The 14,444-nt window shown below is 65.6% G+C and carries 16 protein-coding genes and 1 pseudogene; 6 read left to right on the forward strand and 11 right to left on the reverse strand.

Going from position 1 to position 14,444, the window contains the following annotated elements:
* Window positions 1-7: 7 nt before the first annotated feature.
* The 5 genes from GN330_RS07510 to GN330_RS07530 all read right to left on the reverse strand — a co-directional run bounded on the left by GN330_RS07510 (window position 8) and on the right by GN330_RS07530 (window position 5,018).
* Window positions 8-340 (reverse strand): lipid-A-disaccharide synthase N-terminal domain-containing protein, encoded by a 333-nt coding sequence (locus GN330_RS07510; RefSeq protein WP_156712089.1) that lies wholly within the window; start codon window positions 338-340, stop codon window positions 8-10.
* Window positions 337-1,077 (reverse strand): glycosyltransferase family 2 protein, encoded by a 741-nt coding sequence (locus tag GN330_RS07515; RefSeq protein ID WP_156712090.1) that lies wholly within the window; start codon window positions 1,075-1,077, stop codon window positions 337-339. The genes GN330_RS07510 and GN330_RS07515 overlap by 4 nt, the downstream gene beginning before the upstream one ends.
* Before the next feature lie 83 nt (window positions 1,078-1,160).
* Window positions 1,161-2,810 carry a thiamine pyrophosphate-binding protein gene (locus GN330_RS07520; protein ID WP_156712091.1) on the reverse strand — a complete coding sequence of 550 codons (1,650 nt, stop codon included), beginning with the start codon at window positions 2,808-2,810 and terminating at the stop codon, window positions 1,161-1,163.
* The gene (locus GN330_RS07525; RefSeq protein ID WP_156712092.1) at window positions 2,807-3,982 is read right to left on the reverse strand and encodes a CaiB/BaiF CoA transferase family protein; all 1,176 of its coding nucleotides are present in this window, start codon (window positions 3,980-3,982) and stop codon (window positions 2,807-2,809) included. Before GN330_RS07525 ends, GN330_RS07520 begins: the two co-directional genes overlap by 4 nt.
* A 97-nt stretch (window positions 3,983-4,079) precedes the next feature.
* Window positions 4,080-5,018 (reverse strand): alpha/beta fold hydrolase, encoded by a 939-nt coding sequence (locus tag GN330_RS07530; RefSeq protein WP_156712093.1) that lies wholly within the window; start codon window positions 5,016-5,018, stop codon window positions 4,080-4,082.
* A gap of 507 nt (window positions 5,019-5,525) precedes the next feature.
* On the opposite strand from GN330_RS07530, the gene GN330_RS07535 reads away from it, so the two are divergent.
* Together GN330_RS07535 and GN330_RS07540 are read left to right on the forward strand one after the other, a co-directional pair.
* The gene (locus tag GN330_RS07535) at window positions 5,526-6,380 is read left to right on the forward strand and encodes a YiiX/YebB-like N1pC/P60 family cysteine hydrolase (RefSeq protein WP_156712094.1); all 855 of its coding nucleotides are present in this window, start codon (window positions 5,526-5,528) and stop codon (window positions 6,378-6,380) included.
* 92 nt (window positions 6,381-6,472) lie between these two features.
* On the forward strand, window positions 6,473-7,495 hold the full coding sequence (locus tag GN330_RS07540) for a ribonuclease T2 family protein (RefSeq protein WP_156712095.1): 1,023 nt from the start codon (window positions 6,473-6,475) through the stop codon (window positions 7,493-7,495).
* Between the two features lie 23 nt (window positions 7,496-7,518).
* On the opposite strand, the gene GN330_RS07545 is transcribed toward GN330_RS07540, so the two are convergent.
* From GN330_RS07545 to GN330_RS07555, 3 genes are all read right to left on the reverse strand, one after another.
* Window positions 7,519-7,935 carry a curlin gene (locus GN330_RS07545; protein ID WP_156712096.1) on the reverse strand — a complete coding sequence of 139 codons (417 nt, stop codon included), beginning with the start codon at window positions 7,933-7,935 and terminating at the stop codon, window positions 7,519-7,521.
* A gap of 166 nt (window positions 7,936-8,101) precedes the next feature.
* Window positions 8,102-8,479: a curli-like amyloid fiber formation chaperone CsgH gene (gene csgH, locus GN330_RS07550; protein WP_156712097.1), complete on the reverse strand. Its 378-nt coding sequence runs from the start codon at window positions 8,477-8,479 to the stop codon at window positions 8,102-8,104.
* Between the two features lie 76 nt (window positions 8,480-8,555).
* The gene (locus tag GN330_RS07555) at window positions 8,556-8,990 is read right to left on the reverse strand and encodes a curlin (RefSeq protein WP_156712098.1); all 435 of its coding nucleotides are present in this window, start codon (window positions 8,988-8,990) and stop codon (window positions 8,556-8,558) included.
* A gap of 199 nt (window positions 8,991-9,189) precedes the next feature.
* Between GN330_RS07555 and ettA the strand changes: the two genes are divergently transcribed.
* Together ettA and GN330_RS07565 are read left to right on the forward strand one after the other, a co-directional pair.
* Window positions 9,190-10,839: an energy-dependent translational throttle protein EttA gene (gene ettA, locus GN330_RS07560; protein ID WP_156712099.1), complete on the forward strand. Its 1,650-nt coding sequence runs from the start codon at window positions 9,190-9,192 to the stop codon at window positions 10,837-10,839.
* 31 nt (window positions 10,840-10,870) lie between these two features.
* Window positions 10,871-11,632: a BglII/BstYI family type II restriction endonuclease gene (locus GN330_RS07565; RefSeq protein ID WP_156712100.1), complete on the forward strand. Its 762-nt coding sequence runs from the start codon at window positions 10,871-10,873 to the stop codon at window positions 11,630-11,632.
* A gap of 2 nt (window positions 11,633-11,634) precedes the next feature.
* On the opposite strand, the gene GN330_RS07570 is transcribed toward GN330_RS07565, so the two are convergent.
* Both GN330_RS07570 and GN330_RS23745 read right to left on the reverse strand, forming a co-directional pair.
* Window positions 11,635-12,279 carry an MT-A70 family methyltransferase gene (locus tag GN330_RS07570; RefSeq protein ID WP_156712101.1) on the reverse strand — a complete coding sequence of 215 codons (645 nt, stop codon included), beginning with the start codon at window positions 12,277-12,279 and terminating at the stop codon, window positions 11,635-11,637.
* A 371-nt stretch (window positions 12,280-12,650) separates the two neighbouring features.
* A pseudogene (locus tag GN330_RS23745) lies at window positions 12,651-12,761 on the reverse strand (IS110 family transposase); the annotation flags it as partial.
* Between the two features lie 159 nt (window positions 12,762-12,920).
* Between GN330_RS23745 and GN330_RS07580 the strand changes: the two are divergent.
* Window positions 12,921-13,340 (forward strand): hypothetical protein, encoded by a 420-nt coding sequence (locus GN330_RS07580; protein ID WP_156712102.1) that lies wholly within the window; start codon window positions 12,921-12,923, stop codon window positions 13,338-13,340.
* Between the two features lie 116 nt (window positions 13,341-13,456).
* On the opposite strand, the gene GN330_RS07585 is transcribed toward GN330_RS07580, so the two are convergent.
* Window positions 13,457-13,870, reverse strand: a complete 414-nt coding sequence (locus GN330_RS07585) for a hypothetical protein (protein WP_197435090.1) — start codon at window positions 13,868-13,870, stop codon at window positions 13,457-13,459.
* 180 nt (window positions 13,871-14,050) lie between these two features.
* Here GN330_RS07585 and GN330_RS07590 point away from each other — a divergent pair, with 180 nt between their 5' ends.
* Window positions 14,051-14,383 carry a hypothetical protein gene (locus GN330_RS07590; RefSeq protein WP_156712103.1) on the forward strand — a complete coding sequence of 111 codons (333 nt, stop codon included), beginning with the start codon at window positions 14,051-14,053 and terminating at the stop codon, window positions 14,381-14,383.
* The last annotated feature ends 61 nt before the right edge of the window (window positions 14,384-14,444 follow it).

A 14,444-nucleotide genomic window follows, 5' to 3' on the forward strand; every position in this document is an offset into this window, starting at 1 on the left:
CGGCCGGTCAGTCCGTGCCGGACATCGCGCCGCGATGCTCGTTGGCGATCAGCCACAGATTGCGGATGTAGATGACCAGCCCGAGCGCCTGGCCGGCGATGAAGACGGGATCCTTGCGGTGAATGGCGTAAAGCAAAAGCAGCGTGCCGCCGCCGAGCGAGAAGAACCAGAACGCGACCGGCACCACCGAGCGCTTGGCGCGTTCCGAGGCGATCCATTGCACCAGGAAGCGCATGGTGAACATCGCCTGGGCGACGAAACCCAGCAGGATCCAGGCGCTGAACTGGTCGACGAAGACCTGATAGGCCCAGTTGTAGAGCGACTGGAAAGTGTCGGTCATCGGGACGGCTCCGTGATGCGGGGGACGATCTTGCGTCGTCGGCGCAGCCACCACACGCCGAACAGGTCGAGAATGCCGCGCAGGCCGCGGTCGAGAATGCCGTAATTGGAGGTGCCGTGCCGGCGTTCGCGGTCGACGACGTCGACATGCAGCACGCCGAACCCCTCGCGCAGCACCAGCGCCGGCAGATAGCGGTGCCAGCCGTCGAAATAGGGCAGTTGGCGGAACAATTCCGCGCGCAGCGCCTTGAGCCCGCAGCCGGAATCGCGCGTGCCGTCGCGCAGGATCGCCTCACGCAGGGAATTGGCGAAGCGCGACGACCAGCGCTTGACCAGCGTGTCGGTGCGCTTCAGCCGCTGGCCGGCGACGATGCCGACAGTGGCGTCGGCCGACAAAAGCCGGTCGGCGAGCACCGGCAGATAGCGCGGATCGTTCTGGCCGTCGCCGTCGATCGTCACCACCACCGCGCCGCGCGCGGCAAACACGCCCGAGCGCACCGCCGCGCTCTGGCCGGCCGAGCGGTCGTGGCGGATATGGCGCAGATGGCGCGCGCCGGCGTCGATGCGGCCTGCCAGCATGGCCGGGGTGTCGTCGTTCGAGCCGTCGTCGACCACCAGCACCTCATGGTCGCGGTCGGCGAGCGCGGCATCGATCTCGTCGAGCAGCACGGCCAGGTTGGCGGATTCGTTCTTGCAGGGAATGACGATCGAAATCGCGGGTCCGGTTCCCTCGTGCATGGGCCTCTTTCCAGTTCACGCGTCCCAGATGAGGCGGCTCTAACACGCGGCGCCGGGAATCGGAATGAGGCTTGTGATCGACCCTATCGCTTTTCGCGGATCTCAGTCAGCGTCCTGGTTGGGGTGATTGCCTCGGGGTCGAGCTTTACCTCGACGATCGCCGGCCTGCCGCTGGCGCGCGCGCGCTCGAAGGCGGGCGCGAACTCGTCCGTCGTCGCCACGGTTTCGCCATGGCCGCCATAGGCGCGGGCCAGCGCGGCGAAATCCGGATTCGTCAGCGTCGTTCCCGATACGCGGCCTGGATAGTCGCGCTCCTGGTGCATGCGGATCGTGCCGTAGATGCCGTTGTTGAGGATCACGACAATGATCGGCCGGCCATATTGCACCGCCGTCGCGAATTCCTGCCCGTTCATCAAAAAATCGCCGTCGCCGGCCCAGACCACGACCTCGCGGTCGGGAAAGATGCCCTTTGCCGCCACGCCGGCCGGCACGCCGTAGCCCATCGATCCCGAGGTCGGGGCCGCCTGCCCGTTGAAGCGGCGATAGCGGTGGAAACGATGCATCCAGGTGGCGAAATTGCCGGCGCCGTTGGCGATGATGACGTCCTCGGGCAGATTGTCCTCCAGCCACGCCATCACCGGGCCCATCTTGACCGCGCCCGGCCCGTCCGTCGGCGGCGTCGACCAGTCGAGATAGGACTGGTGCAATTCCTCGGTGCGGTTCGCCCAGCGCGGGGGCGCTTCCGGCGTCGTTTCGGCAAACGCCGCGGCGAAAGCCGTGTTGGAGGCGTTGATCGCCAAAGTGGGCCGGTAGACGCGGCCCAGCTCTTCCGGGTCGGGGAAAATGTGGACCAGTTTCTGGTCGGGGTAGGGGCTTTTTACGAGCGTGTAGTCGGCCGACGGCATCTCGCCGAAGCGGCAGCCGACGAGGATGACGAGGTCGCTCTGCTTGATGTAGGCCGCGAGCTTCGGGTTTGCGCCGATGCCGATGTCGCCGGCATAACAGTCGTGCAGCTGGTCGCAGAGCGTCTGCCGGCGGAAGGAGCAGCCTACCGGCAGTCGCCAGCGGCTGATGCCGGCGCAGACCTGGCTCACGGCCTCCTCGGTCCAGCGCGTGCCGCCGAGCACCAGGAACGGCCGCTCGGCCGCCTCGAGCAGTTCGACCAACCGGTCCATTTCCGGGCGGCCGGGCCTTGTCTCGACGGCAATGAAGGGCAGGGGCGTCGGCGCCTCGACCGCGTCGGTGAGCATATCCTCGGGCAGGACGACCACGACCGGGCCGGGGCGCCCGGAGGTGGCGACCGCGAAGGCGCGGGTGACGAGTTCGGGAACGCGCGCCGCGTCGTCGATCTGCACCACCCATTTCGCCATCGTGCCGAAAAAGGCCCTGTAGTCGACCTCCTGGAACGCCTCGCGCTCCAGATTGCCGCGCGCCACCTGGCCGACGAACAGGATCACGGGGTTCGAATCCTGCCGGGCGATATGGATGCCGGCGGAGGCGTTGGTCGCGCCCGGGCCGCGCGTCACGAAGCAGACGCCGGGTTTTCCCGTCAGCCTTCCCTCGCAGTCGGCCATCATCGCCGCGCCGCCTTCCTGGCGGCAAACGACGTTTTCGATCTTGGAATCGTGCAATGCGTCGAGGACGGCGAGATAACTCTCGCCGGGCACGCTGTAGAGGCGTTCGACGCCGTTGGCCTCCAGGCAGTCGACGACCAGTTGTCCGCCGGTTTTCATGCGTCTTTTACCTCCAGTTCGGCCAAGACCTCGCCGGTATGCTCGCCAAGCCGCGGCGAGGGCCGGTCATAGACGGGCGGGGTCTTCGACATCAGCATCGGCGCGCGTACCGACGGCAGCGCATTGCCCTGGCCGTCGTCGAGATCCATGCGCATGCCGCGCGCGATCGCCTGCGGGTCGGCGAACGCCTCGCCGATATCGTTGATCGGGCTTGCGGGCACGTTGGCGGCTTCCAGCCTGTCGAGCAAGGCTTGCTTTTGCCAGCCGGCAAGCGTGGCGACCAGCTTTTCGCGCAGGCGCTTGCGATGTTCGACGCGTGCCGGGTTGGTGGCGAAGTCGGGATCGTCGGCAAGGTCATCCAGCCCCAGCACCTGGCACAGATGGCGGAACTGGCCGTCATTGCCGACCGCCAGGATGATGTGCCCGTCGGCGACCGGCAAGACCTCGTAGGGTGCGATGTTCATATGGGCATTGCCCATCTGCACCGGCGGCGTGCCGGAGACCAGATAGTTGAGGTTCTGGTTGCCGAGCACCGAAATCTGAGTGTCGAACAGCGCCATGTCGACATATTGGCCTTCGCCGGTGCGTTCGGCGTGGCGCAGCGCCGCCTGGATGGCGATGACGGAATAAAGCCCGGTGAAGACGTCGGAAATCGCGACGCCGGCTTTTTGCGGCTCGCGGCCGGGTTCGCCGGTGATCGACATCATGCCGGCCATGCCCTGGATGATGAAATCGTAACCCGGGCGGCGGGCATAGGGCCCGGTCTGGCCGAAACCGGTGATCGAGCAATAGACCAGGCGCGGGTTGTCCGCCCGCAGGCTTTCGTAGTCGAGGCCGTATTTCTTCAGCCCGCCGACCTTGAAGTTCTCGATCACCACGTCCGCGGTGGCGATCAGCCTCTTGACGGTCTCCGCGCCCTCGGGCGTGGAAAAGTCGATCGCCACCGAGCGCTTGCCGCGATTGGTCGAATGATAATAGGCGGCCGAAAGATTTTCGCCGTCATGGCTTTTCACGAAGGGCGGCCCCCAGCGACGGGTGTCGTCGCCGCCGTTCGGATTTTCCACCTTGATGACGTCGGCGCCGAGATCGGCGAGCAACTGCCCCGCCCAGGGGCCGGCGAGGATGCGGGCGAGCTCGATGACGCGGATGCCGGCGAGGGGAGGGTTTGCCATGGGGATTATGCGCCAGTTGTTTCGGTTGCCCCGGAATACCAAATCGGCGCCCCAGCGTCAGCCCGGATTCGCCGCATCGCCTTATGCGTTTGGTGCATCAACCGGCTGCCAGGACACGGTCTGCCCAGGCGGCGAAATCGGCCATGATCGCATCGCGATTGACCTCGTTCAGGCTTTCGTGGCGGGTTTCGGCGTAAACCGTTGAAACCAGATTCGGAAAACCCATTGCCCGCATGCGCGCCGCAAGCGCGTGGACCGCCTTGCCGCCATCGGTCGCCGGGTCGTGCTCGCCGCCGACGAGTTGCACGGCAAGCTCGCGGCGCAGACCGGCGAAGTTGCCGTCGGCGGCGCCGGCGAACACCCAGGAAAACAGGTCGCGCCACATCGACACCGACGCGTCCCAGCCGCACAGCGGATCGGCGATATAGGCGTCGACCTCGTCGGGATCGCGCGACAGCCAGTCGAACGCGGTGCGATGGCCGGGCACCTGTTTGGCCCAGGCCTGGAAGGTGAGCTTCGGCAAGAGGCGCGAGGGCACGTCGGAACCGAGCCGCAACCGCTCCCAGGCAAGCAACGCCTGTGCCGCGCGGCCGGTGAGCCCGGCGGAAAAATTGGCGTTCCAGATCGCGGCCGCCGCGACGCGCCGGGAATGCCGCAATACGAAGTTCAGCGCGATCAGCCCGCCCATCGAATGGCCGAAGACGATCACCGGCGCGCCGGGATGGGTCGCGGCGATATGGTCGTGGACGGCGGCGACGTCGGCGATCACCTTGGCGCCGCCGTCGCCGTCGGTGGAAAAGACACGCGGCGGCGCGCCGGGGGCGCGCGTGTGGCCGTGGCCGCGATGGTCATGGGCGTAGGTGGCGATGCCGTGCCCGGCCAGAAAATCGGCGAAGCGGGCATAGCGCGCGGCATGCTCGGCCAGGCCGTGATTGATCTGCACGACGGCGCGCGGCGCCTCGGGGGGTCGGCGTGTGTAGAGTTTCAGCCGCGCGCCGGTCGGCGTGTCGAGGTGCAGTTCCTGATCGAAGGGCATGACGGTTCCCGATTTCGTGTCCAAGAGTGGCGCGATATCGCCGCGCGGGCAATCGGAAAGCGCGCGTGCGGCGTCGTGGGTCAGTTTGGAGGAAAAGGAATTGGCGAAAGCGCCGACTAAACACGGTCCATACAAAACGACAAAAAAACTCTCGCCTGAACTAGTATTCTCCAAAACTATGCTCTTATTGGAAGGCCTCATGGCAAAGGAGGCTTCCCAATGGCGACCTATCGAGACATTCAAGAACATGTCCGGGCCACCCGGTCATTTGTGGCAAAGCCATGCTGGATTGCGCACGTCCTCGCAGATTATGGCCTCACCACAAGGCAGGCATACAATCGGATCGACGCCAGGCGTCGCATGCATCCATGCCCACCCGGAAAGAGATCGCAGTTGGAATCCGCGATGCGAGAAATCGGAGCGATCCCAAGATAAATTTCAAACTGACCCACTACCGCGTGCGGCGTCGATGTGGCGCCGGCGCGGTTTCATGCTAGGTTTTCCGGCATGGGTTCGGGGTGCTCGACGCCGGCGCGGCTGGCCGCGCTGATGCTGACCGTGCTGCTGGCGGCATGCGCGGCCGGCAAGTCCTATGTCGCGGCCGACGATGCGCCGCCCTATGCCCGGGCCGGCTACCTCGACGCGCGGCTGGCGCTCACCCGAATAATCGGCGCGCCGCTGGCGCCGATCGTGCGCAATCTCAGGGCGCCGCACGGCCGGTTGCACGGGCGCGCGGGGCTGGAGCGGTTTCTGCGCGACGCGTTGCGGCCGCTCGACATCGTCGTCATCCGTTCGCGCCCGGCCGCGACCCGTCTTCTCATTCCCGGCCATTTCACCCACGCCACGGTGTGGCTGGGGACGCCGGCCGAGATGAAGGCGCTCGGCGTGTGGTCGCTGAGCGCGGTCAGGCCTCACCGCGAGCGGCTGCGCGCGGGGCGGCCGGTGATCGAAGCCGCGCGCGACGCCGTGCAACTGTCGCCGATGCGCGAGATCACCGATGTCGACGAAATCGTCATTTTGCGCCCGCGTCCGGGCGGACGGGACTGGGCGCGCGCAAAATATGCCGGCCTGTTCGCGGCCATCGGGCGGCCGTTCGACTATAATTTCGACTGGACGGACAAGGCCCGGCTGACCTGCGCCGAACTCGTGGCCGGCGTCTTTCCCGAATTCGAGCTGCCGGTGCGTTACACCCAGGGCCGTTTTGCCATCGTTCCCGACGATATCGTGCGCGCCGCGACGATCCCCGGATCGCGGCTGCGTGTCGTCCGGTACGTCGCGCCGGCCGACGGCAACGGATTTTCCGCCTCCGGGGGCGAGGCGGTGCTGAAGCTGCTGAGCCGTCCGCGCGACGATGCGACTTGAAACCGGGCTGCCGGATATGGGAAGGCAGGCCCCTTGCCGGGCCAGGAACATGCCCGTTTCGTCCGAAGCCCAATCCGTTTCCGGAGTCCGCGATGCCTGCCCTGCGGTTGACGACCCTGTTTCTGGCCTTGGCCTTCGGCCTGGTCCTGCCGGCGCCGGCTAGGGCGGAGGTAGCGCTCGACGGCCGGTTCGTTGCCGACAGGGCCTGTCCGGCGACGCCGTCGATCCGCAAGAGGGGCAATCCCGGCAACGTCAGGACGCGGGCCGGCCAGGCCTATGCGGCGCTCGCCGCCAACCGGGCCGACCCGACCCACTATCTGGTGCTGGTGCCGGGGGCGGCGCCGGAACGGCGCTGGGTGCGGGCCGGCTGCGGACGCCTCGTGCAGGGCGAGGCCGGCCGCCGCGGCGACGGCACGACGGCGACCGCGCGGACACGCGCACAAGCGCCCCGCCGGACCCGCCATGTGCTGGCGGTCAATTGGCAGCCCGGTTTTTGCGAAACGCGGCCTTCGGTGCGCGAATGCCGCACGCAGACGGCCGAGCGTTTCGACGCGGTGCATTTTTCCCTGCACGGCCTGTGGCCGCAGCCGCCGGGCACGGTCTATTGCGACGTGCCGGCCGCCCTTGTCGAGCGCGACAAGGCGGGGGCCTGGAAAAGCCTTCCCGAACTCGGCCTGGAGACGAAGACGCTGCGCGAACTCGTCACCGTCATGCCGGGCGCGGCCTCCTATCTGCACCGGCACGAATGGATCAAGCACGGCGCGTGCTACGGCGGCGACGCCGAGACCTATTATCGCCGCTCGCTGGCGCTGATGCGGGCGCTCAACGCTTCCAAAGTGCGCGCCTTCTTTGCCGCGCGGATCGGCAAGACGGTCACCGCCGGCGAGATCCGGCGCGTTTTCGACACGGCGTTCGGCAAAGGCGCGGGGAAAAGGGTGCGGGTTGCCTGCGTCGACGATCCGTCGAACGGCCGCCGGCTGATCGGCGAGATCACCGTTGCGCTTTCCGGCGCGTTGGGACCGGCGGCGGATCTGGCCGACCTCATTCACGCCGCGCGGCCGACCGGCAAGAGCGGCTGCCCGAAGGGCATTATCGACGCCGCCGGCCTGCAATAGGCGGCGCTGCCCGGCGGGCCGCGCTACCACCCGAACAAGAACGTCGCGCCGCTGCGCCCATGTCCGGTCTGGGTCACGTTCGCCCGGGTATCGCGGCCGAACTGGAACAGGCCATAGGCGTTTCGGTCGCCGTTCTGCGCCAGGGTCCCGCTGTGTCCGGTGCCGTCCTGGTGGACAAGCCCGTAATTGCCGCGCCCGGCCTGGGCGATGCCCGCCTGGTTGCGCTGGCCGTTTTGCCGGACGAGCGCGTTGCCGCGCGCGGCATTGAACAGCGAATAGATCTGCAGGCCGGTGCGCAAGGCCCGATCGGCCTCGGCGGTGCCGGGGGCGATGCTGATGCCGATCGATCCGCCGGCCGAGGCCGGCACGGACGGCGCCGCCACGCCGATCGCGGCGGCCAGCAACAGGGCGGAATATCTGGAAGTGGCGGTAAAAAACATGGTCGTCTCCAAGGGGTGCGGGCGCGCAGGCCTTGCGCGGTTGATGCGGTGATCATGACGCCGGCGTGGTGAACCGCGCCGGAACCGCCCGTTCAGCTTCGGTTTAGCAACCGGACGCCGGCGCTTGCGGGCGCGTGCGGCGGCATCGGGAGCGGTGGCGCTGCTCTCAGACGGGACCGCCGACGAAGGCCGCGCAGGACGCGGCCAGCCTGCCGGCGTCCAACCGCAGCCTTGCCTCGTAGCGCCCGCCGGAAGCGAGCACGACCCGGCCGAGCGTTTCTGCCGCGCCGGGGCGGGCGTCGAACTCTCCGCCCTGGCGAATCCGGGCGCTGTCGGCGGATGCGCCGCCCTCGACATCGAGCCGGTAGGTGCCGCGAAGCGCTCTGTCGGCACGGACGACGGCTTCGATCACGGTCCGGCCGTTCTGGGTCGCGGCGCGGAGTTCGCAGCCCAGCGGACCGTCCTTGCCGTCCGGCGCGGAGGCGGCCGCCGCGCCGATGACGGAAAGCAGGGGAAGAAGTGCGACGAGGACGCGGTTTTTCATGATGCTGGACCTTTTCCGAAGGCGCGCGACGGCCGGCCGACGCGTGGTGGCGTCGGCCGGCATCAGTCGGCGCCGTTTAGCGACAGGTTTGAACGATCGCCGCGACATTGCCGTTTCCGGCCTGGACGGCATCGGCTAAACAGCCGCGCCCCACCTGGACGCTGGCGGCGACATTGCCGTTGCCGTCCTGGATCAGCATGGCGTCGTGTCCGGTGCCGAATTGTCCGATGCCGGCGGCGTTGCGGTTGCCCCATTGATCGGTGCGGGCGCGGTGATACGCGCCGTCCTGGCCGATCGCGCCGACATTGCGACGGCCGCGCTGTTCGGCGATGGCGGAGCTGCGATAGCCGTTCTGGTAGATGCCGATGCGGTTGCGGCTGCCGTCCTGCGAGGCGCCGAGCGAATGCGACCAGCCGTGCTGTTCGATCCACAGGCTGTTGGCCTTGGCCGGGACGGCGACAAAGCCGGCGACGGCGACGAGCGTGCCGGCGAGGATGAGTTTTGTGATCATTGAGGGCTCCAGAGTGGCAAAGGGTTGGGTTCGCTAGGAACGAGGCCACTCTCGCATGCCGATTTGAAACGCGGGCTGAACCGGCCGTTCAGCCGGCATTCACGGGTGGCGGCCTGGCCCATTGCTCCGGGCGGTGCTTTCGCCTACATACGCCGCGACCCTTTCCCCGCAGCCCAGTTTACGGAGTGCGACGCGCGCCATGGCACGCCAGTTCATCTATCACATGTCGGGCCTCAACAAGGCCTACGGCACCAAGAAGATCCTCGAAAACATCCATCTGTCCTTCTACCCCGACGCCAAGATCGGCATTCTGGGGCCGAACGGCGCCGGCAAGTCGACGGTGCTGAAAATCATGGCCGGGCTCGACAAGGAGTTCACCGGCGAGGCGTGGCTGGCCGACGGGGCGACCTGCGGATATCTGCCGCAGGAGCCGGAGCTCGACCCCGCGCTCGACGTGATGGGCAACGTCATGGAGGGCGTGGCGGCCAAGAAGGCGATCCTCGACCGCTACAACGACTTGATGATGAACTATTCCGACGAGACGGCCGACGAGGCGGCCAAGCTCCAGGACGAGATCGACAGCCAGAATCTGTGGGATCTCGACAGCCAGGTCGAGATGGCCATGGAAGCGCTCGGCTGCCCGCCCGGCGAGGCCTCGGTCGACAAATTGTCGGGCGGCGAGAAGCGCCGCGTGGCGCTGTGCCAGCTCCTGTTGCGCAAGCCCGACCTGCTTTTGCTCGACGAGCCGACCAACCATCTCGACGCCGAAACCACGGCGTGGCTGGAAAAGCACCTGCGCGACTATCCCGGCGCCGTGCTGATCATCACCCATGACCGCTACTTCCTCGACAATGTCACCGGCTGGATCCTCGAGCTCGATCGCGGCCGCGGCATCCCCTACGAGGGCAACTACACCGCCTATCTGGAGGCCAAGGCCAAGCGCATGAAGCAGGAGGGCCGCGAGGAGGCGGCGCGCGAAAAGGCGCTGGCGCGCGAGCGCGAGTGGATCGCGGCCTCGCCCAAGGCCCGGCAGGCGAAATCCAAGGCGCGCTTCAAGGCCTATGACGAGCTGGTCAAGCAGGCCGACGACCGCCGCCCGGGCGACGCCCAGATCGTCATTCCGGCCGGCGAGCGGCTCGGCCAGGTGGTGATCGAGGCCGATGGGCTTACCAAGGGTTTCGGCGACCGGCTGTTGATCGACGATCTCGAATTCAAGCTGCCGCCCGGCGGCATTGTCGGCGTGATCGGGCCGAACGGCGCCGGCAAGACGACGCTGTTTCGCATGATCACCGGCCAGGACGAGCCCGATTCGGGCACGATCCGCGTCGGCGACACGGTCAAGCTCGGTTATGTCGACCAGAGCCGAGACACGCTCAACCCGGACAAGACGGTGTGGGAGGAGATTTCCGGCGGCAACGACATCATCAAGCTCGGCAAGCACGAGATCAACAGCCGCGCCTATTGCTCGTCGTTCAACTTCAAGGGCGCCGACCAGCAGCAGAAGGTCGGCACGCTGTCGGGCGGCCAGCGCAACCGCGTGCATTTGGCCAAGCTGTTGAAGGATGGCGGCAACGTCATCCTGCTCGACGAACCGACCAACGACCTCGACACCGAGACGCTGGCCGCGCTCGAGGACGCGCTGGAGAATTTTCCCGGCTGCGCGGTCATCATCTCGCATGACCGCATGTTTTTGGACCGGCTCGCCACCCATATCCTGGCCTTCGAGGGCGACAGCCACGTGGAATGGTTCGAGGGCAATTTCGAGGATTACGAAGCCGACAAGATCCGCCGGCTCGGCCCCGACAGCGTCAACCCGAAACGGGTGACGTATAAAAGGCTGACGCGGTAGGGGAGAAGAGCAGAGAGTTGGGAGGGGATATTTGTTTGAACAATTGAAGTTGCGCGGATTTGACGTGCTCGCACTTCATCATTCTGAGGCGATCATTTCGCAAGATATGCCCCAGGCGGAAGCGGAAATTGAAGAGGCACTCTTATCCCTTGATATTCCCATAGTTGAAATCGTCGCTGGTGGCGGAGGAGAAGCTGGCCTGACGCAACGGCTGCGTCGTGGTTTGGCCGAGCGCCATTGGACCAAGAGGAATATCCGTGTTCGTAAGTTGGTGAGTTGGGGGGATGATTTCGAAGAGCGTGAAGTTGCTGCACTCTCGCATGAGATAGACCATGTAAAGAGCTTTGGCGATAATTCGTGGGTTTTTGCATTAGAGATCGAATGGAATAACAAAGATCCATTTTTTGATCGAGATCTCGAGAGTTTTAAGCGACTTCATGCCGAGGGGGCGGTCTCTGTTGGTGCTATTATAACACGTGGAGAGAGTCTTCAGCGTGAAATACGTGCGCTCTTACGGCGCTTCGCCGATGATAACAAAATCAACAACATTGATGATCTTGATAAATTCGGGTATTCACCGACAAGGCGCCAAAGGAAAATTGTTGCGGAACGGGCGGAGCGCACCGGGGATTTTCGCCAAGCTTGGGTTGATGCTTTTGCCAGTGACAAATTCGGTGAAGCAACGACGCATTGGCGCAAGCTTCAGGACAGGGTCCTACGCGGGGTTGGAAACCCATGCCCGCTCGTTCTGATCGGGATTCCAGCAAATTCCATAAGCTTCGATTACCAATAGACCTATTCCGCCGCTTCGGCTGCTGAATTGTAAGCATACGTCTTCCAGGTTGGACGATAGTTCTCATCAGCCTGATTGCCCCAGAACGTCCATCCCGGACGCGTTCCGCGCGCAAAGAGCTCCAGATAGGGACCGGGCGAACACCGCTCGATTAGCTCGTACTGTTCGTCGGGTTTGCGTGAATGTTCGCGCTTGCGCGACTGGATCATATTGACCTGGCTGCGCGCCGGTGGAAGCGTGCGTGCGTTCTTGCCCCGCACCCCGAAAAGGATCAGTTCCGTAACGTTGCGGAAATAGAATCCGACCCCCCGGCCATCTGAGCCGCCATCCTTCCTGATCTTATGCCAAACGAGATTGGCCTTGTACTCGAAGCCCCAGGCAGCAAGGACCCGCAATCCGTCCGGGAGCAGAGCGTTCGGAACCCAAAGATAGAGGTGGGTCGGTTCGACCGTAAGCGCCTGAACCGGCAGGGCGCAAATCTCGTCGGTTGTCATGGTTTCGTATCGGGACAGTCGGCGATGTTCCGGCGCAACCTTGCCCGTGCGGTTGGTGAAACGCCAAGGCGGGTCCGCGAGCACTGTCTGATAGGCCTGCCCCTCTGTCCTACGCAACAGATCAAGACCGATGTCCGTAGGTTCGGCGTTCATGTGTTAACCTCTGATTAATTTGGAACAAAAGCAGAACTTTTGTTGAATGTCAATGTTGCGCGATTCGGGTTCGGAAGTCGCTAACGCACCACGTAGCTTTCTTTGGATAATCGGCGTTTTGCGGCTGATTGCGGCATGCCTCGAATAAACGGAGGAAGATTTGCCTTACGAGGGATTTGCCGGCTTGGGAATAAGCGTCGAAATAGTCCGGGCGAAAATGGAACTGGAGATGCTAATCGATCGGACAGGCAATGTCTGGCTTGGCCAAAAACAGCGCTTGCCCTTGCCCTCATTCCAGCCGGCGGCAGAACGGGAGGGACGGTCCGGACAGCCCCGGCGTACCGGGCAGGCCTCAAGCTCTAGGAGAGCGCCATGCGGCTAAGCATGGCGACGTCCAGCCGGTTGGTCTTGGCGAGCCTGCCGGTGGCTTCGGCGACGCGCCTTGCCTGTCGTGGATTGACCTTAATAAGCGCTGCACCGGCACGAGCCGCCCGCCGGCCCGAGATCGCCGCCAACGCGTGGACACATGCCGGCGCCGCCCCTCACAAAATCAACGTCTTGCGCGAAATCCGCCTTGCGTCCGTCAACACCGCTGGTGAGCGGATGGACAATGGCGGCCGGCGAACGAAGGACCATCGAAGATGGACGTGCATGTGGCGAAAGGGGACCGACGGACGCTGCGGCGCATCATGGCGCTGCTCGTCGCGCTCGCCGCCCTGGCCGAGCGCGCCGGCGCCCGCTCCTGGCCCGTCCGCTGTTTGGTTCTGTGTATCTTGCGGCGGGCCGAGGCCGTGGCGACCGGGTTTGTCGCCGACGCGACGGGCCTGCCGCCATCGGCCCCTGAGGCAAAGCCTCGTATCGGGAATGACGCGGCCGGCGCGCTACGTCTCGCCGCCTATTTCAGGGCGCTGGCGGCCGCGCTCGCCGCGCTGTTGCGCCTGAGCGGGCGTTCTCGATGCCCGAGCGGTCGCACTGGCGGCGCGCTCCGGCTTCCCGGCCCGGGCCAGCATGGGTTTGCGTTCAGCCGCGGCTGGACGGTATTGCCAAACGACACGTCATGACGACGCTCGGCACGGCCGGCGCTCGCCCCTTGTCGGTAAAACCCCGTCGCGCACGCCTTTTCATCGGACATCGCTGCGATCGCCGCAAACCGGACGATCGTTGCCGGCGCGCGTCTTCATTCCAGCCGGCAGCAGAACGGGAAGAACGGTCCCGAAAGTCCCGGCGCGCCGGTCGGCGTGAAGGTGAAGTCGTGGACGGTGTCGCCCTCGTCGGTGCAGGCGGCCGGCGTGTAGGCGATCGAGCCGGTCACGGGATGGCTGGTCTCGAAGGCCCACGGGTCTTCCGACGAGAAAGTGACCGTGCCGGGCGTGGTCGTGATGTCGCCGCCCGAAAAGGCGTCGATGAAGGTCGACGTCATCTCCGGTCCCTCGCAGAGGAGTTCGACCGCCCAGTTGGGCTCGAAGCCGGGACAGATCATCTTCTGGCCGAACGGAACGAGGGTGTTGCAGGTGTAGTCGGCCGCCGGAGCGGTGCCCGACGACGCGGCAACGGCGATGGCGGCAAGTGCGGTGAGGGCGCGTCTATGCACGGCGGACCTCCTTCGGTCACGTTGTTCCCCGCAAGCCGATCCTATGCCGAGCTGCAACACCGGTAAAGAAGTTGCGTCGGCGATGGTGAATGCGCGACCCGTATCGCTTGACCCGCCGCGCGGTGCGTGGCTCGATAAATGCGCGGCCGGGGACCGCGTGTTGTGGAGGGAAATCCGCCGATGAAACGTCTTTTCTTAGCCGCGCCGCTGCTCGCCGTCGCGGCTCTCGGCCTCGGCAGCGCGGCCGCATTCGCCAAGCCGGCGCGCTGCTTCACCACCGATGACGGTTATTACAATTGCGATTTTCGCGGTGTCGACGGGGCCGGCTCGTTCGTCATCGCAGCGAACGGCTATCCGACCTATTCGCTGGTCATCGACCGGCCGGGTTTCGCCTTCGGTTTCGTCAATTTCGGCGACCGCAACATTTCGCTGCCGGGCGAATATGTGCGCAGCCGCGATGATGCGGCGTGCTGGAACAATCCGGAGACGAACACCAAGATCTGCGCCTGGTGAGGCGGGCGCGTCGCGGCGCCGGCTAGGCCCGTGGCGCGATCGCGCCATGGCAATTGCGTTG

The sequence above is a fragment of the Nitratireductor arenosus genome (genome assembly GCF_009742725.1).
Classification (GTDB): domain Bacteria; phylum Pseudomonadota; class Alphaproteobacteria; order Rhizobiales; family Rhizobiaceae; genus Mangrovimarina; species Mangrovimarina arenosa.